The following is a 16,816-nucleotide window of genomic DNA, read 5'->3' as shown; positions in this document are numbered from 1 at the left end:
CGCGAGTCGGGCGACGCCGCCCGATCGGGCCGGATTGAGCCGGAAGCGGCCCAGGGGAAGCTCTCGAACCGCCCTGGGCCGAGGAGCCGCGAGTCGATGCTGAGACGTCGGGCACTTCACACCGAGACTAACGCGCACGGCGGCGGCTCGCATCGTCCTGGACTCGACGCCCGCCACTTGAATCGGCAGGCCCTCTCGGCGTGGAGCGACAGCCCGTTCCATCGGCTCGCCGGGAACGTGGAGAAATCGCGCGGGCGAGCGTCGGTTGTATATCCGAGTTGTGCGCCATGCTAACCTGAAGATCGCCTCAGAATCCGCTCATTTCACGAGGACCGCCGATCATGTTCCTCCCGCCCCCTTCGCGGATCACGTGCTTCTTGACACCCCTGGCCATCGCGGGCGTCCTGTCGTGCCTCCAGGTCGAGGTCGGTCCGGGCGCCGCCGCCCTGGCGCAGGCGCCGTCGCCGTCCCAGGCGACCGACCGCCCGGAGGATCGCGAGGCGATCCGGTCGACGATGGAGTCGTTCGTCAAGGCGTTCAAGTCCCGAGACGCGAAGGCCCTCGCCGCCCACTGGACGACCGACGGCGAGTACGAGGGCGAGGCGATCGAGACCGTCCGCGGGCGCGACGCGCTCGAGAAGGGGTTCGAGGCGTTCTTCGCCAGGACGCCCGAGGTGAAGGCGGACTCCCGCGTCGGGACGCTCCGCTTCCTGGGGAGCGGGGCGGCGATCGCCGAAGGCTCGGCGGTCGTGCGCCGCGGTTCGGCGGCCCCCGCCTCCCAGTCCCGGTTCAAGGTCCTTTTCGTCCGCGAGGACGGCCGATGGCTCATCGCCCAGATGGGCGAGTCGAGCGAGGAACGGGTCTCGGTCGCCGACCTCTCCTGGCTGGTCGGAGAGTGGAAGTCGGTGGTCGGGCAAGGGACCGAGATCCGCACCACCTACGCGTGGTCTCCCGGCAAGAAGTTCCTGCACTCTCAGTTCAGCATTCGGGAAAAGGAGATCGCCCTCACGGGCTCGCAGGTGACCGGCGTCGATCCCGAGACCGGTGCGCTCCACACCTGGACGTTCGAGGCCGACGGCGGCGTCAGCGAGGCCGATTGGACCGCCGACGGCGACCACTGGGTCCTGCAATCGTCGGGATCCCTCGCCGACGGGCGGACGCTCATCGAGACCAACATCCTCCGTCGGGTGAACGACGACCTGTTCACCTGGCAGTCCATCGATCGGCAGCTTGACGACGTTGCGTTGCCAGACCTGGCCCCCGTCAAGGTCGCCCGAGTCAAGACCGTCGAGTGAGCGATCATCAGGCCGACCATCCCGCGAAGCCGCCGGATCTCGAAGATCGGAGCCTCATCATGCGCCTCAGACACGCGACCCTCCCCGTCCTGGCCCTGACCCTCTTCGTCACGCTCGATTCCCGAACTTTCGCCCAGAGAGGCGGTGGTGGTCGAGGACGAGGCGGCGGTGGCGGCGGCATGCAACGCGGCGGCGGCTACGGTGGCATGCAGCAGGGCGGCGGTGGCGGCGGCATGCAACGCGGCGGCGGCTACGGCGGCATGCAGCAAGGCGGCTATGGGGGCGGCATGCAACGCGGCGGCTACGGCGGCGGCATGCAGCAGGGCGGCGGTGGTGCGGGATTCGGTGGCGGACTCCCCAGCGGCGGTCGCCAGGGCGGCATGTCGGGTGGTGCCCCCGGTATGGGACCTTACGGAAAAGGAGGCTCGGCCCAGCCGGGGATGGCTTCAGGGCGGCCGGGCGTCGGTGCCGGCGGCGTGGGCGGGCCGGCCAGTGGGATCGGCGCGCTTCCCGGCGCGGGGGCTGGGCGGCCGGGCATCGGTGCCGGCGGCGTGGGCGGGCCGGCCAGCGGGATCGGCGCGCTTCCCGGCGCGGGGGCTAGACGGCCGGGCGTCGGGGCGGGCGGCGTGGGCGGGCCGGCCAGCGGAGCGGGCGTGCTGCCCGGCGCGGGCTTCGGCGCGGCCGGCGTCCCCGGGGCGTATGGCGTCGCTCGTCCCTACTACGGGACTTACTACGCGTCGACTGCCGCTCTCGCGGCCCAGAGGAACGCCGTGGTCGCCGCGTCCTACGCCTATCCGGCGTACACGCCCGCCATGTATGCGGGATATCCCAATGCCTGGCAGCCGACGAACCTGAGCGATCCCTCGCTGTACGCGAACCCGGGCTACGGGGCCGTCGCCGGTCAGGTCGGCCTGGCCGAGCAGCCGGTCCCTTACGACTACGGCGGCAACGTCGTCGCCCAGCCCGACGCCGTCTACGTCAACGGCGACCCGGCCGGGACGCCCCAGGAATACGCCGACCAGGCCGGGCAGATCGCCGCGGCCGGCGAGCCCCAACCCGACGCGAACACGCAATGGCAGCCGATCGGCGTGTTCGCCATGATCGTCGACCCCGACGCGCAGCCCAACGATTTCTTCCAGCTCGCGATCAGCGACAAGGGGGCGATTCGCGGCAACTACCACAATCTCAAGACGAAGGAGGCCACGCCCGTCGCGGGCTCGGTCGACCGCCAGTCGCAGCGCGTCGCCTGGACGATCGGCGGCGACAAGACGCCCATCTACGAGGCCGGCATCGCCAATCTGGTCAAGGACCAGACGACGATGCTCGTCCACACTCCGGACGGCCAGCAACTCCAGTACACGCTGGTCCGCCTCCCCGACCCCGGCACGGGCGGTGCGGCCGGCGCGGCTCCTCCGGGCCAGCCCTGACCCGCCCGACGCTCCGATCGCGCCCGGCCCCCTCGCCTCCTTCGGAAGCATGCGTCATAATGAGGCGCCGCGGTCGCGACTCGGCGGCCGGGGATTTTGGCTCTCGGGGAACTTGACACGTGCCTTCTGTGATCCTGGATGGGAAGGGCCTGGCGGAGCGGATCCGGGGCGAACTGGCCGGCGAGGTGGCGAAGTTCCGCGACCGAACGGGCGTCACGCCTGGGTTGTCGGTCGTCCTGGTGGGCGAGGATCCGGCGAGCCGGGTCTACGTCCGCAACAAGGAGAACGCCGTCAAGGCCGCCGGCATGAACGGCGACGTCGTCCGCCTGCCGGCCGAGTCGACCCAGGACGAGGTCCTCGCCGCCGTCGACCGCCTCAACGCCGACCCGGCGGTCCACGGCATCCTCGTCCAGCTCCCCCTGCCGAAGCACCTGGATTCCCGAACGATCATCGAACGCGTCGACCCGCTCAAGGACGTCGACGGCTTCCACACCCTGAACGTCGGACTGCTCGCCCAGGGTACTCCCCGGTTCGTCCCTTGCACCCCCCTGGGGATCATCGAGCTGCTTAAGGACGCGGAGATCGACACGCGCGGAGCCCACGTCGTCGTGCTCGGCCGATCGCAGGTCGTCGGCAAGCCGGTTGCGCTCCTGCTCCTGCAAAAGGGCCCGGGGGCCGACGCCACCTTGACCGTCTGTCACACCGGGACCCGGGAGCCGGCGCGTTTCGCCCGCGAGGCCGACATCCTCATCGCCGCCATGGGCGTGCCCGAGGCCGTGAAGGCCGACTGGGTCAAGCCGCACGCCGTGGTGATCGACGTCGGCATCCACCGCAAGGCCGACGGCAAGCTCTGCGGCGACGTCGATTTCGCCGAGGTCTCGCAGGTCGCGTCGAAGATCACCCCCGTCCCCGGCGGCGTCGGGCCGATGACCGTCGCCATGCTTCTTCGCAACACGCTTCACGCGGCGGAACTCGCCGTCGAACGCCGAGGTTGACCCCGTGATCCGACTCGGAATCTGCAACGAACTGTTCGAAGGCTGGGACCTCAAGGACGTCTGCAAGACCGTCCGAGGACTTGGCTACGACGGCCTGGAACTCGCCCCGTTCACCCTCGCCCCGCTCATCACGGACCTCTCGGCGGAGCAGCGACGCGAGATTCGACGGACCATCGAGGACGCCGGCCTGACGACGATCGGCCTCCACTGGCTGCTCGCCAAGACCGAGGGATTCTACCTCACCTCCCCCGACCCCGAGATCCGGCTCCGCACGGGAGATTACTTCCTGGCGCTGGCCGAGGCCGCGCGCGACCTCGGCGGATCGCTCCTGGTCCTGGGCTCTCCGAAGCAGCGCGACCTGCTGCCGGGAGTGTCCTACGAGGAGGCCGAAGGCTACGCGCTGGAGGTTTTCCGGCGGATCATGCCCCGGGTGGGCGACCTCGGGATCGACCTCTGCCTGGAGCCTCTGGCACCCTCCGAGACGAACTTCCTGAACACCTGCGCCCAGGCCGAAGCCCTGATCGCCCAGGTCGACCACCCCCGCTTCAAGCTTCACATGGACGTGAAAGCCCAGAGCGGCGAGACCGACGCCACGGTCCCCGAACTGATCCGTGGCCACGCCCGATCCGCCGGCCACTTCCACGCCCAGGACGTCAACCTGCAAGGCCCCGGCATGGGGGACGTCGACTTCGCCCCCATCCTCAAGGCTCTCGTCGAATCCGGTTACGACCGCTGGGTTTCCGTCGAGGTCTTCGACTTCTCCCCCGGTGCCGAGGAGACCGCCCGGCGGAGCCTTGACTGCCTGCGGCGGAATCTGGAAGCCATGTACGCCGACCACGCCTGAGCCGCCTACGGCCCCGTATTCACCCATCTTCTCCCGTCTCCCCCGGCGGTGAATTGTAATTTTGTACAGTATCAATTGCGGTCGGAGGCCGATTATTGGTATTGTGGCGATCTCAGGAGTTGGTTTGATCTGTCGGGCATGAGGCCGCGATCGAGACGAAGCACAGGATGGGGGCTGGGATCCAGCGATGGCGAAACGGAACCGCCGCGGGAATGACGATCGGGAGGTCCGCGCGCGGCGGACTTCGCTGACGGAGGACGTCCCGCTGGCGGAGGCGGCGCGGGAGCGGTATCTCAATTACGCGCTCAGCGTGATCACCTCGCGCGCCCTGCCGGACGTCCGCGACGGCCTCAAGCCCGTGCAGCGACGAATCTTGTACGCGATGTGGTCGGACCTGCGGATCACCGCCGACGGCCGGTTCATGAAGTGCGCGGCGGTCGTCGGCGAGGTGATGAAGAACTACCACCCCCACGGCGACTCCTCGATCTACGACGCGCTGGTCCGCATGGCCCAGCCGTTCTCGCTCCGCCAGCCGCTCATCGAGGGCTACGGCAACTTCGGCTCGATCGACGGCGACCCTCCGGCCGCCTTCCGATACACCGAGTGCCGCCTGACCCCCATCGCCCAGACCTTGCTCAGCGAGCTTCGCGAGCAGACGGTCGACCTCCGCGACAACTACATGGCGACGACCCAGGAGCCGGTCGTCCTCCCCGCGCAGTTCCCGAACCTCCTGGTCAACGGCGCAGCGGGCATCGCGGTCGGCATGGCGACGAACATCCCGCCGCACAACCTCAGGGAGGTTTGCAACGCGCTGGTCGTGCTGATGGACAATCGGGAGGCCCCACTGGACAAGCTCACGAAGCACGTCCTCGGCCCCGACTTCCCCACCGGCGGCGTCATCCTCAACTCCCCCGACGACATTCGCAGGATCTACGCCACGGGCCAGGGGAGCCTCAAGCTCCGGGGGACGTACGTCCGTCCTGAGGACCGCCCGAACACCATTATCATCGACTCGATCCCCTACGGCATCGAGAAGGACCCCCTGGTGGGCCGGATCGGCGAGCTGATCGGCAAGGGCATGGTCCCGCAGCTGACGAACGTCAAGGACCTGAGCACCGACGACATCCGGATCGTCCTGGAACTGCGGCCGGGCTCGAACGTCGAGGCGGCCATGGCGTACCTGTTCAAGAACACGCCGCTCCAGGTCAACTACGGCGTCAACCTGACGTGCCTGCTGCCCGCCGACGGCGCGGCGGTCGCGGTCCCCAGCCGGCTCGACCTGAAGACGATCCTCCAGCACTTCCTCGACTTCCGCATGGACGTCGTCACGCGGCGGCTCAACTACGAGCTGCGGCTGCTGCTGGCGCGGATCCACGTCCTGGAAGGGTTCGCGATCGTCTTCAACAACCTGGACGAGGCGATCCGGATCATCCGGGCCAGCGACGGCAAGGCCGACGCCGCCCCCAAGCTCATCGACCGCTTCGGACTCAGCGACATCCAGGCCGACGCGATCCTGGAGACCAAGCTCTACCGCCTTGGCAAGCTGGAGATCCAGGACATCCTCGCCGAGCTGGCCGCCAAGCGGGCCCGCGCCGCCGAGATCCAGAAGCTCCTGGACGACGAGCCGGCTCGCTGGGCCATCATCAAGGCCGAGCTGAAGCACATCGCCAAGACCTTCGGCGACGAGCGCCGGACCCGGATCGAGGCCCCGGCCGCCCCGATGGAGTTCCGCGAGGAAGACTACATCGTCGACGAGGACTCCTGGGTCATCGTCACCCGCGAGGGCTGGACGAAGCGGCAGAAGTCGTTCACCGACGTCGCCAGCATCCGCGTCCGCGAAGGAGACCAGGTGGGCTGGGTCTATCGGGCCCGGGCCCGCCAGACGATCACCTTCTTCACCGACCGCGGCGTGGCGTACACGCTCCGCGCCAACGACATCCCCATGACCACCGGTCACGGCGACCCGATCCAGAAGCAGTTCGCGTTCGAGGACCAGGAGCGGCTCGTCGGCGTGACCTGCCACGACCCGCGCTGCCTGCCGGACTACGCCAAGTACGTCCAGACGCCCTCGAGGATGGTGCAGCGGACACTCGACGCCGACCTCGACGCCCCGACGTCGGCCAACGGTCACGCATCGACCAACGGCGATGGGCATGGGGACGGCGCGGTCAACGGCCAGATCGGCGGCCCCACGACGCCCCCGCCGCCGTACGTCATCGTCCTCACCGCGGGGGGCAAGACCCTGCGATTCCCCCTGGCGACGCTCGCTCCGGTCTCGACCAAGAAGGGGCGGCTCATCGCCCGACTCGACCCGACGATCAAGGGGGATTCGATCGTCGGCGTGGAGGCCACGGACGGCTCGGAGAACGTCTGCCTGGCGACGAAGCTGGCCCGGGTGCTGATCTTCCCGGTCACCGAGGCCAACGTCGTCTCCTCGGCGGCGCGCGGCGTGGCCGCAATCAAGCTCGACGCCAAGGACCGGGTCATCGGCTTCGTGCTCGCGAACAAGAAGCGCGAGGGTCTGGCCGTGCGGACCAATCGCGGGGCCGAGCAGATCGTCCGCGCGACGAAGTATCCCGTCACCGGCCGGGGCGGCAAGGGCTACGCCATCCTCCAACGCGGGTCGCTCGAATGCGTCCTGCCGGGCGAGGCCGAGCCCATCCCTCCCCCCGAGCAGATCGCCGAGAGCGGCGACGCCCGACCCTGATCCGACGACCCCGGGATTGACGAACCCCCGCGCCCGCGAACAATACCGCGTCTCGGCGGCGTCCGCCGGGCCGAAGCGAGAGGAACCAGACCCCGATGGCGAACGGACCCGCAACCTACGACGCCAAGTCGATCACCGTGCTCGAAGGGCTCGAGGCGGTCCGCCGCCGGCCGGGCATGTACATCGGCGGCGTCGACAAGGCGGGGCTCCACCACCTCCTCTGGGAGATCGTCGACAACGCCGTCGACGAGGTGATGAACGGCCACGCCTCCCGGATCGTGGTCACCCTCCACCACGACGGCCGCACGATGACCATCGCCGACAACGGCCGCGGCATCCCCGTCGACAAGCATCCCAAAACCGGCCAGAGCGCGCTCGAGGTGATCTTCACGACGCTCCACGCCGGCGGCAAGTTCGACAACGACGCCTACAAGGTCGCCGGCGGCCTCCACGGCGTCGGCGCCAGCGTGGTCAACGCCCTGAGCAAGAGTCTCGTCGCCGAGGTTCGCCGCGACGGCCGCACCTACACCCAGCGCTACAAGCGCGGCAAGGCGCTGGGCCCGGTCGAGGCCGGCGAGCCGGCGCGCGGGACCGGGACCACCGTCACCTACACGCCCGACCCGGAGATCTTCCAGGCCCTCGACTACGATTCGGCCCTGATCGCCGAGCGCCTCGACGTGAAGACGTACCTGAACAAAGGCCTGGTGATCCAGTTCATCGACGAGAAGGCCAAGACCAGCGTCGAGTTCCGCCACGACGGCGGGGTGGCCGACTTCCTCGACTCAGTGAACCGCCAGCGCAGCGACGTGCGGGTCGCCCCCCTCCCCTTCGTCCTGGAGCGCGAGCTGGAGGACGACGGCATCCGCTGCCACCTCGCCCTGGCCTGGACCGAGTCCACCGACGAGGACGTGCGCTCGTTCGTCAACACGATCCCGACCCGCGACGGCGGCACCCACGAGATGGGCATGCTGGCCGCCGTGGCCACCGCCGTGCAGCGGTTCATGGAGACGCACGACCTCGTCAAGAAGGGCCTGGAGATCAAGCGCGAGGACGTCCGCGAGGGGCTCACGGCGGTCCTCTCCGTCTGCATCCACGAGCCTCAGTTCCAGGGCCAGACCAAGGGCCGGCTGAACAACCCCGAGGTCCGCAGCCAGGTCGAGTCGATGGTCCGGCCCAGCCTGGAGTCGTTCCTGCTCCAAAACAAGAGCGTGGGCGACGCGATCGTGGCGCGGGTCATCCAGGCGGCCAAGGCCCGCGAGGCCAGCCGGGCCGCCGCGTCGCAGGTGCGCCGCAAGACCGCCGTCGGCGGCAAGCTCAACCTCCCGGGGAAGCTCGCCGACTGCGACAGCACCGACCCCGAGGAATCCGAGCTGTTCATCGTCGAGGGCGACAGCGCCGGCGGCTCGGCCAAGCAGGGCCGCGACCGCGACGTCCAGGCGATCCTCCCCCTCCGGGGCAAGGTGCTCAACGCCGAGCAGGCGGGCAAGGCCAAGGTGCTCGACAACAAGGAGCTGACCGACCTGATCAGCGCCCTGGGCTGCGGCATGGACGACCACTACGACCCCGCTCGCCTCCGCTACGGCAAGATCATCATCCTGACCGACGCCGACAGCGACGGCCACCACATCGCCACCCTTCTGCTGACCTTCTTCTACCGCCACACGCCCGGGCTCCTCGCCGAGGGCCGCATCTTCCTCGGCTGCCCGCCGCTCTACAAGATCTCGTGGGGCAAGGAGACCTACTGGGCCTCCGACGACGGCCACCGCGACCGGATCCTGAACAAGCTGCCGTCGAACGCCAAGCCCGACATCACCCGCTTCAAGGGCCTCGGCGAGATGCCCGCGAAGCTCCTCTTCGAGACGACCCTCGACCCCGGCAGCCGCCGCCTACTCCGCGTGATCGTCCCCGAGGAGGACCGCCCCTACACCGAGCGGACCGTCAGCGACCTGATGGGCAAGGAACCCGAGGCCCGCTTCAAGTTCATCATGGAAGAGGCCTATACGGCCAAGGACATCGACATCTGACCCGTCGACCGTCGACCGACCGACGGAACACCACGCATCGCAACGCCACGCCCGCGAGGAAACCGCGTCCCATGCCGATCATCGAGGTCGAGGATCTCACCAAGACGTACCGCGTCTTCCAGAAGCGCGACGGCCTCATGGGCGCGCTACGCGGCCTGTACCGCCGCGAGTACAAGGAGGTCAAGGCCGTCGACCGGATCGGCTTCTCGATCGAGCCTGGCGAGATGGTCGCGTTCCTCGGCCCCAACGGCGCCGGCAAGACCACCACGCTCAAGATGCTCTCGGGCCTGGTCTACCCGACGTCGGGCGACGCCCGCGTGCTCGGCTACACGCCCTGGCGCCGCGAGGACGCTTTCCGCCGCCAGTTCGCCCTGGTCATGGGCCAGAAGAATCAACTCTGGTGGGACCTCCCGGCCGGCGACAGCTTCCAGCTCCACCGCGAGATCTACTCCATCCCGAAGGAGGAGTTCGACCGGACCCTGGGCGAGCTGGTCGAGCTGCTCGGCGTCCAGAAGCTGACCCGCCAGGCCGTCCGCGAGCTGTCCCTCGGCGAGCGGATGAAGATGGAGCTGATCGCCGCCCTGCTCCACGGGCCGAAGCTCCTGCTGCTCGACGAGCCGACGATCGGGCTCGACGTGGTGGCCCAGGCCGCGATCCAGAAATGCCTGCGGGACTATCACGAGAGCCGCGGCGTGACCATGCTCCTGACCAGCCACTACATGCGCGACGTCGAGGCGCTCTGCGACCGCGTCATCGTCATCACCCAGGGGAGGCTCGTGTACGACGGCCCCCTCGCCGGGATCATCGAGCGGTTCGGCGAGTCGAAGCTCGTCCGCCTCCAGTTCGAGGAACCCGCCCCCGAGGGCCTCGAACGGTTCGGCGAGGTCGTCCGCCGCGAAGGCCCGTTCGCCGACGTCCGCATCGAGCGGGCGCGGGTGGCCGAGACCCTCGGCGCCCTGCTCAACCAGCACGCCCTGGCGGACGTCAGCGTGGAAGACCCCCCGCTGGAAGAGGTCATCGCCAAGGTCTTCGAGGAGGCCCGGCTCGCCCATGACGCCGCCTGACGCGACCACAGCGCCCCTCCCGCGCCCCCTCCCGCCGATCCAACCGGAGGCCCCCGGCCCGGCCCCTCCACGCCCCGCCCTCCTCCCCTCGATGGTCAAGTACGCACGGATCTTCCGCGTGGCCCTCATCGAGCGGATGACCTACCGGAGCGACTTCCTGCTGGGCACGATCCTCCGCTTCCTGCCGATCGTCACCACGATCCTCCTCTGGAGGGCGATCTACGAAGGCTCCGGACAGACCGAGCTGGGGGGCTTCAACTACCGCGAGATGATCGCCTACCTCCTGCTGACCAACATCAGCCGGATGTTCTCCAGTATGCCCGGCCTGGCGGGCGGCGTCGCCCGCGAGGTCCGTGAGGGGACGCTGAAGCGCTACCTGATCCAGCCGCTCGACCTCATCGGCTACTTGCTCTCGTCGCGGGTGGCGCACAAGGTCGCCTACATCACGATGTCGTTCGTGCCGTACGCGGTGCTGTTCTACCTCTGCCGCGGCTACTTCGACGGCTTCCCGGACCCCCTCACGCTCCTGGCGTATGCGGTCTCGCTGATCCTCGCGTTCATGGTCGGCTTCTACTTCGAGGTCAGCGTGGGGATGGTCGGCTTCTGGTTCCTGGAAGTGACGTCGCTGCTGTACATCGTGATGACGCTCAACTTCTTCATCTCCGGCCACATGCTGCCGCTCGACCTGCTGCCGCAGCCCTGGGCGGGAATCCTGAAGGTCTTGCCCTTCCAGTACATGGCGTACTTCCCGGCCGTGGTGTTCCAGGGCAAGATCCGGGGGACGGAGCTCCTGCTCCACCTGGGCCTGGAACTGTTCTGGGCGGTCGCGTTCCTCGTCCTGGCGCGGACGCTCTACCGCGCAGGCCTGCGGCGCTACAGCGCCTACGGAGGTTGAGCCGTGGTCCCTGGCGTCACCCGATACGCGCGGCTGATGGGCGGGCTGGCCCGCTTCACCCTGGCCCGCGAGATGGCCTTCCGCGGCAACTTCCTGGTCAAGGTGTCGGTCGAGCTGCTCTGGATGGGCATCCTGATCGCCTTCTACCGCACCGTCTTCGCGAAGACCAGCCACATCGCCAATTGGAGCGAGCCCGATTACTTCTTTTTCGTCGGGTGCTTCTTCGCCCTGAACGGGCTGATCGAGACCCTGTTCCTGGAGAACTGCAACGAGTTCGCGGAACTGGTGCGGACGGGAGACCTGGACTTCCTGCTGCTCAAGCCGATCGACGAGCAGTTCCTCATCTCCTGCCGCCGGATCGACTGGGGGACCGCGCCGAACCTGGTCATGGGTGCGATCCTCATGATCATCGCCCTGGTGCAGAAGGGCTGGGTGTTCGACCCCACGCGGGTGGCGGCCTTCTTCGCGACCTTCGCCTGCGGCGTCGCCATCGCGTACAGCTTCATGATGATGCTGACCTCGGTCTCGGTCTGGATGGTCCGCAACACCAGCCTGATGGAGATGTGGTGGCTCTTCTCCAGCCTCGCCCGCTACCCCCGCGAGATCTTCTCGGGGCGATGGGCCGAGCCGCTGGGCAACGTCTTCACGTTCATCATCCCGATCCTGCTGGTCTCGAACGTGCCGGCGAACGTGATGGTGCGCGTGCTGGACCCCGGCATGGTCGCGTGGACCGTGACCGTCGCCCTGGCCTCGCTCTGGGTCAGCAGGCGATTCTTCCACGTCGCGCTCCGCTCCTATCGAAGCGCCAGCAGCTGACCGCATCGATCGGCAGCGACATCGTTGCGTGCAGGCAGCAAATCCCCCATCACGCAGAAAACTCGAAACGTCGTCCCCCTGACGGGCGCGCCGGCCTATTCTCGTGATAGCGAGGGGGGGCGCCGCCGTCGGGCCGGGCTCTCTTCGTCGCCCCCGGTCGGGGATTCCGCGACGTCCCGCCCACGGGTGAAGGCCCCCGGGGAAGAGGCCTGGACGACGCCGACCGAGGGCCTGACCACGCACGGGAAGGCCACAGCCCTATGAGCTGGTTCGACGACCGATGGGATGAACGCAAAGGCTCGGGGACCGACGGCGAGGCGGAGCCGGCCCTCCTCGCCGAGATCCACCGGCTGCGGTCGCGGCTGGAGGAGGCCTACGCGACCATCGATTCGCTCCGGACCAAGGGGAACGGCCTGGAGGACGACCTGGACCGCCTCCAGCGCGTCGCCTCAACCGACGGCCTGACCGACCTCTGGAACCGCCGGTTCCTGATCGATTCCCTCGACGTCTCGTTTTCGTTCGCGGTGCGTCATCGCCTGCCGCTCTCGTTCGTCTTGATGGACGTGGACGCTTTCAAGTCGTTCAACGACGCCCACGGGCACGCCGCGGGGGACGAGGTTCTGCGCCAGGTCGCGTCCATCGTCCGCCGCTGCGCCCGCGACCACGACGTGGTCGCGCGGTACGGCGGGGAGGAGTTCGCGATCCTACTGCCGGGGACCGGCCGGGCCGGCGCCATGGCGATGGCCGAGCGGGTCCGACGCACCCTGGAGGCCCGCTCGTGGGAGGTCCGGCCGGTCACCGCGAGCTTCGGCGCGGCCACGATCCGCCACAAGGAGATCGGCCCGCAGACCTCCGCCGCGAGCCTGGTCGAGAACGCCGACCTGGCGCTCTACCACTCGAAGCGCCAGGGCCGCAACCGGGTGACCCACGCCGACGAGCTGTCGCGGGCCTCGACCCCACTCGTCCGCGAGCCCAGGCCGGCCCTCGACCGTTGACCCGCTCGGCGGAAGATTTGATACTGAAAGGACGTGATGATGAGAGAAGCGGACGGGTCTCGGATGGGCGAAGATGGCTTACTTTGCAACGGCCCTCGTCCTGATCGCGGCGGTCGCGGCCGTCGCGACCGCCCTGCGGCGGGCCCGTGCTGCGGATGAAGTCGCAAGGGGCCTGGGGAGGCTGTCCGAGGGGCGGCGAGCGCGACAGGTCCTGACCGTGCCGGCGGGGAGGCTCGGGGCCATGGTCGCCGCCTTCAACGCCGCGGCCCCGGAGCTTTACGAGCGGACCCGCCGGCTCGAGGCCGACCGCCAGCAGCTCCGGGTGGTGCTCGGGGCGATGGCGGAAGCCGTGCTCGCCGTCGACCCCCGAAGGCGGCTCCTCTTCGCCAACGCCAGCGCCGACGCCCTGTTCGGCCTGGACGCCTCCTCGGTCGGACGGCTGATGCCCGAGTTGATCCGGAGCCCGCAGGTGCAGGACGCCGTCGAGGCGACGTTCCGGCTGAACTACCCCGAGGCCTATCTCTCCGAGTTCGCGCTTCCGGGTCGGGATGGCCTCCGGCCCGCGCCGCGGATCCTGGCCGTCCGGGGCTCGCCGTTGCCGGGAGATCCCACCGCCGGCGCGGTGCTCGTGTTCCACGACGTGACGGACCTTCGTCGCCTCGAACGGATGCGCCAGGATTTCGTCGCCAACGCCTCCCACGAACTCAAGACGCCGCTGGCGTCGATCAAGGCCTACGCCGAGACCCTCCTCGACTGGGCGCTGGAGGACCCGTCGGTGAACCGGCGGTTCCTCGAACGGATCGACGAGCAGGTCGACCGGCTCGACGCCCTCATCCGCGATATGCTCAGCCTCGCCCGCCTGGAGGCCAACCAGGACGTCTTCCGGCACGAGCCGCTCGCGCTCGTCCCGGTGCTCGAACGCTGCGTCGAAGCGCATCGCGACCGCGCCGAGGCCGGGGACCTCGCCCTGACGATCGACGCCGGAGGCCTGGGGCTCCAGGTCACGGTCCTCGCCGACGAGGAGGCGGTCCGCCAGATCGTCGACAACCTGATCGACAACGCGATCAAGTACACGCCCCCCGGCGGGCGCGTGGCGGTCGTCTGTTCGGCCTCGGCGGCCGAGGTGGCCGTCGAGGTGAGCGACACGGGCGTCGGCATCCCGCGTGAGGACCAGGCGCGGATCTTCGAGCGGTTCTACCGCGTCGACAAGGCGCGGAGCCGCGAGCTGGGGGGGACGGGCCTGGGCCTGGCCATCGTCAAGCACCTGGTCTCGTCGCTCGAGGGGCGGGTGGAGGTGACCAGCCGGCTCGGCTCCGGCTCGCGGTTCCTCGTCCGGCTCCCCCGCGCCCAGGCCGCCGCCGCGCCCCCGACCTGAACCGGAAGGCGCGGGGCGGGCCTCCTCATTTGTGCTGCGTTTCGAGCCACTTCTCGCTGTCCATCGCCGCGGCGCATCCTGAGCCGGCGGCGGTGATGGCCTGCCGGTAGTGGGTATCGACCACGTCGCCGCAGGCGAAGACCCCTTCGACGCTCGTCGCGGTGCCGTAGTTGGGGAGCGTTTCGAGCAGCCCGTCCGGGGCCCCGTCGTCCTTCCAGGCCAGGGCGGTCCGGTTCAGGATGTAGCCCTCAGGCGTCATCGCGAGCTGTCCCTTGAAGACGGTCGAGTTCGGGTCGTGGCCGATCGCCAGGAACAGCCCGGCGATCTTCAGGTCACGGCTGGAGTCGTCCGCCGTGGAACGGAGCCGGACCCCCTGGAGCTGCGGCGCGCCGTCGCTGGCGTCGCCCAGGATCTCCTCGACGACCGAGTTGAGGGCGTACTCGATCTTGGGATGGTCCTTCAGGCGGTCCTGCATGATCTTCGACGCGCGGAAGTCCTCGCGGCGGTGGATGAGCGTGACCTTGGTCGCGAACCGGGTGAGGAACGTGGCCTCCTCGATGGCCGAGTCGCCGCCGCCGACGACGGCGATCTCCTTGCCCTTGTAGAGGGCCCCGTCGCAGGTGGCGCAGGTGGTGACGCCGTTGCCCTTGTACGGGCCCTCGATGCCGAGCCAGCGGGCCGCGGCACCCGTGGCGATGATGAGCGCGTCGGCGGTGTACGTGCGGATGTCGCCGCTGGAGGGGTCGCCGGAGGGGTCGTCGGTCGTCTTGATCGTGAACGGCCGCTTCGAGAGGTCGGCCTCGAAGACGGTCTCCCAGCGCGTCTCGGCCCCGTACCGCTGGGCCTGCTTGCGCATCCGGTCCATGAGGTCGGGGCCCTCGATTCCCTCCGGGAAGCCGGGGAAGTTGTCGACCGTGGTCGTGAGCGTGAGTTGACCGCCCGGCTCCCTCCCCTCGAGGACCAGCGGGGCCAGGTTGGCCCGCGCGACGTAGATGGCGGCGGTGAGCCCGGCGGACCCCGAGCCGATGATGATCACGGCCGAATGAGCAGCAGACATCGTCACCCTTTCCCAGCAATGCGGATCGCGGACCAGACCGGGCCGGGGCCGACCCCGGCACTCCTCGCGCCCGTGGGGCGGGAGGCTCGCGGGAGGGAGGGCCTCCGGGATCGGAGGGCGCCGGGTCGCGTCGCCGCACGCGGAGGCGACTCCGAAATTTTGCGCATTCTCTCCGATCGACTCCCAATCCTAGGGGGTCGTGACCTAGATTTCCAGCAGACACCCTGATGAGCGGAGCCGGTCGCTTCCGCGGCGGGAGCCCCGAGGCTGAGGACGGGCATCAGGGACGAACGAGGGGACACCACGCCATGCTGGTCTTGACGCGGAAGCTCATGGAAAGGCTCTACATCGGCGACGACGTCTGCGTGACGGTCGTGCGGCTGGAGGGGGGCCAGGTGCGACTGGGCATCGAGGCCCCGCGCGAGGTGTCGGTGGTCCGGGCCGAACTCGTGCCGGAACGCTCGGCGGAGACGTCGGCCCGGCGGTCGCGAAACGACGAAGCGGCCGGCGACGACGCGGTCAGGCGCCCACAAGCCGCGGCTCGTGGAATCGATATCCCACGCCCCGGACGGTTTCGATGAGGTCGCCCGCCTCCCCCAGCTTCTTGCGGAGGCTCTTGACGTGGACGTCGATCGTCCGTTCCAGGACCACGGCGTCCTCGCCGATGGCGGCGTCCATCAGCTCGTAGCGGGTGAACGCCCGGCCGATCTGCCGGAGCAGGACTTCCAGCAGGCGGAACTCGGTGGGAGTCAGGATCAGCTCCTGATCCCGATAGAACGCACGATGGCTGTGGCGGTCGATCATCACCCCCTGGCTGGCGATCTGGGAGCCGGCGGGGGTCTCCTCGCGGGCCTGGGCGCGACGCAGCTCCTTCTTGATCCGCTGGATCAGCACCTTCATGCTGTAGGGCTTCGTCACGTAGTCGTCGGCGCCCGTGGCGAAGCCCACCAGCTGGTCCGACTCCTCGCCCCGCGCGGTCACCATGACGACCGGGACGTCCCTGGTCCGGGGGCTCGCCTTCAGCTCGCGGCAGACGTCCAAGCCCCCCTTCAGCGGGAGCATCAGGTCGAGCACGATCAGGTCGGGCGACTTGAGCTGGGCCTGCCGGAGCCCCTCGACTCCGTCGCCGGCGACGATCGTCTCGTATCCTTCCCGCTCGAGGTTGCAGCAGAGGATCTCGACCAGCGACCGCTCGTCTTCGACGATGAGGATTTTCGGCTTGGGCATGGGCGTCGGGTCCGTTGAGCGAGGCGGGGGGGGTGGGCCCGCGGGCGTTCGTCACCGCACTCAAGTGTACAGCCGGCGTTGTCGCCGAGATGAAC

General features: G+C 69.1%; 14 protein-coding genes. 12 read left to right on the top strand and 2 right to left on the bottom strand.

The genetic code is table 11. The annotated features are described in order from the left end of the window. Positions 1-341 precede the first annotated feature (341 nt). From G6O68_RS25090 to G6O68_RS25040, 11 genes are all read left to right on the top strand, one after another. Positions 342-1,295, top strand: a complete 954-nt coding sequence (locus G6O68_RS25090; RefSeq protein ID WP_165251406.1) for a YybH family protein — start codon at positions 342-344, stop codon at positions 1,293-1,295. A gap of 59 nt (positions 1,296-1,354) precedes the next feature. Continuing rightward, positions 1,355-2,722 carry a hypothetical protein gene (locus G6O68_RS25085; protein WP_165251405.1) on the top strand — a complete coding sequence of 456 codons (1,368 nt, stop codon included), beginning with the start codon at positions 1,355-1,357 and terminating at the stop codon, positions 2,720-2,722. Between the two features lie 119 nt (positions 2,723-2,841). Continuing rightward, positions 2,842-3,717 carry a bifunctional 5,10-methylenetetrahydrofolate dehydrogenase/5,10-methenyltetrahydrofolate cyclohydrolase gene (locus tag G6O68_RS25080; protein WP_165251404.1) on the top strand — a complete coding sequence of 292 codons (876 nt, stop codon included), beginning with the start codon at positions 2,842-2,844 and terminating at the stop codon, positions 3,715-3,717. Positions 3,718-3,721: 4 nt separating this feature from the next. Further along, positions 3,722-4,561 carry a sugar phosphate isomerase/epimerase family protein gene (locus G6O68_RS25075; protein WP_165251403.1) on the top strand — a complete coding sequence of 280 codons (840 nt, stop codon included), beginning with the start codon at positions 3,722-3,724 and terminating at the stop codon, positions 4,559-4,561. 187 nt (positions 4,562-4,748) lie between these two features. After that, positions 4,749-7,268 (top strand): DNA gyrase/topoisomerase IV subunit A, encoded by a 2,520-nt coding sequence (locus tag G6O68_RS25070; protein WP_165251402.1) that lies wholly within the window; start codon positions 4,749-4,751, stop codon positions 7,266-7,268. A 95-nt stretch (positions 7,269-7,363) separates the two neighbouring features. Continuing rightward, the gene (locus G6O68_RS25065) at positions 7,364-9,292 is read left to right on the top strand and encodes a DNA gyrase/topoisomerase IV subunit B (protein ID WP_165251401.1); all 1,929 of its coding nucleotides are present in this window, start codon (positions 7,364-7,366) and stop codon (positions 9,290-9,292) included. A 71-nt stretch (positions 9,293-9,363) separates the two neighbouring features. After that, positions 9,364-10,356 carry an ABC transporter ATP-binding protein gene (locus G6O68_RS25060; protein WP_165251400.1) on the top strand — a complete coding sequence of 331 codons (993 nt, stop codon included), beginning with the start codon at positions 9,364-9,366 and terminating at the stop codon, positions 10,354-10,356. Next, entirely contained in the window at positions 10,343-11,251 is a 909-nt protein-coding gene (locus G6O68_RS25055) for an ABC transporter permease (protein WP_165251399.1), read from the top strand. Before G6O68_RS25060 ends, G6O68_RS25055 begins: the two co-directional genes overlap by 14 nt. Before the next feature lie 3 nt (positions 11,252-11,254). Then, positions 11,255-12,067: an ABC transporter permease gene (locus tag G6O68_RS25050; protein ID WP_240911502.1), complete on the top strand. Its 813-nt coding sequence runs from the start codon at positions 11,255-11,257 to the stop codon at positions 12,065-12,067. Between the two features lie 260 nt (positions 12,068-12,327). Further along, positions 12,328-13,062, top strand: a complete 735-nt coding sequence (locus G6O68_RS25045) for a GGDEF domain-containing protein (protein WP_165251398.1) — start codon at positions 12,328-12,330, stop codon at positions 13,060-13,062. A gap of 73 nt (positions 13,063-13,135) precedes the next feature. Beyond that, complete coding sequence (locus G6O68_RS25040) at positions 13,136-14,437, top strand: sensor histidine kinase (protein WP_240911501.1); 1,302 nt, start codon at positions 13,136-13,138, stop codon at positions 14,435-14,437. Positions 14,438-14,462: 25 nt separating this feature from the next. Here the strand turns inward: G6O68_RS25040 and trxB are convergent, their stop codons facing one another. Beyond that, positions 14,463-15,494, bottom strand: a complete 1,032-nt coding sequence (gene trxB, locus G6O68_RS25035) for a thioredoxin-disulfide reductase (RefSeq protein ID WP_165251397.1) — start codon at positions 15,492-15,494, stop codon at positions 14,463-14,465. A gap of 227 nt (positions 15,495-15,721) precedes the next feature. Here trxB and G6O68_RS33640 point away from each other — a divergent pair, with 227 nt between their 5' ends. Then, on the top strand, positions 15,722-16,075 hold the full coding sequence (locus tag G6O68_RS33640) for a carbon storage regulator (RefSeq protein WP_390625389.1): 354 nt from the start codon (positions 15,722-15,724) through the stop codon (positions 16,073-16,075). Here the strand turns inward: G6O68_RS33640 and G6O68_RS25025 are convergent. Continuing rightward, a complete protein-coding gene (locus G6O68_RS25025) occupies positions 16,014-16,721 on the bottom strand; it encodes a winged helix-turn-helix domain-containing protein (RefSeq protein WP_165251395.1) in 708 nt (235 codons plus the stop codon). The genes G6O68_RS33640 and G6O68_RS25025 overlap by 62 nt on opposite strands. Between the last annotated feature and the right edge of the window lie 95 nt (positions 16,722-16,816).

It is taken from the genome of Paludisphaera soli (assembly GCF_011064595.1).
GTDB lineage: Bacteria > Planctomycetota > Planctomycetia > Isosphaerales > Isosphaeraceae > Paludisphaera > Paludisphaera soli.
This window is presented reverse-complemented; position numbering and strand designations above follow the sequence as displayed.

Bases quoted from the DNA above. Each gene is read 5' to 3' on its own strand.
- G6O68_RS25055 (WP_165251399.1), top strand. From the start codon at position 10,343: ATGACGCCGCCTGACGCGACCACAGCGCCCCTCCCGCGCCCCCTCCCG.
- G6O68_RS25090 (WP_165251406.1), top strand. From the start codon at position 342: ATGTTCCTCCCGCCCCCTTCGCGGATCACGTGCTTCTTGACACCCCTG.
- G6O68_RS25040 (WP_240911501.1), top strand. From the start codon at position 13,136: ATGGCTTACTTTGCAACGGCCCTCGTCCTGATCGCGGCGGTCGCGGCC.
- G6O68_RS25045 (WP_165251398.1), top strand. From the start codon at position 12,328: ATGAGCTGGTTCGACGACCGATGGGATGAACGCAAAGGCTCGGGGACC.
- G6O68_RS25070 (WP_165251402.1), top strand. From the start codon at position 4,749: ATGGCGAAACGGAACCGCCGCGGGAATGACGATCGGGAGGTCCGCGCG.
- G6O68_RS25025 (WP_165251395.1), bottom strand. From the start codon at position 16,721: ATGCCCAAGCCGAAAATCCTCATCGTCGAAGACGAGCGGTCGCTGGTC.
- G6O68_RS33640 (WP_390625389.1), top strand. From the start codon at position 15,722: ATGAGCGGAGCCGGTCGCTTCCGCGGCGGGAGCCCCGAGGCTGAGGAC.
- trxB (WP_165251397.1), bottom strand. From the start codon at position 15,494: ATGTCTGCTGCTCATTCGGCCGTGATCATCATCGGCTCGGGGTCCGCC.
- G6O68_RS25085 (WP_165251405.1), top strand. From the start codon at position 1,355: ATGCGCCTCAGACACGCGACCCTCCCCGTCCTGGCCCTGACCCTCTTC.
- G6O68_RS25065 (WP_165251401.1), top strand. From the start codon at position 7,364: ATGGCGAACGGACCCGCAACCTACGACGCCAAGTCGATCACCGTGCTC.
- G6O68_RS25060 (WP_165251400.1), top strand. From the start codon at position 9,364: ATGCCGATCATCGAGGTCGAGGATCTCACCAAGACGTACCGCGTCTTC.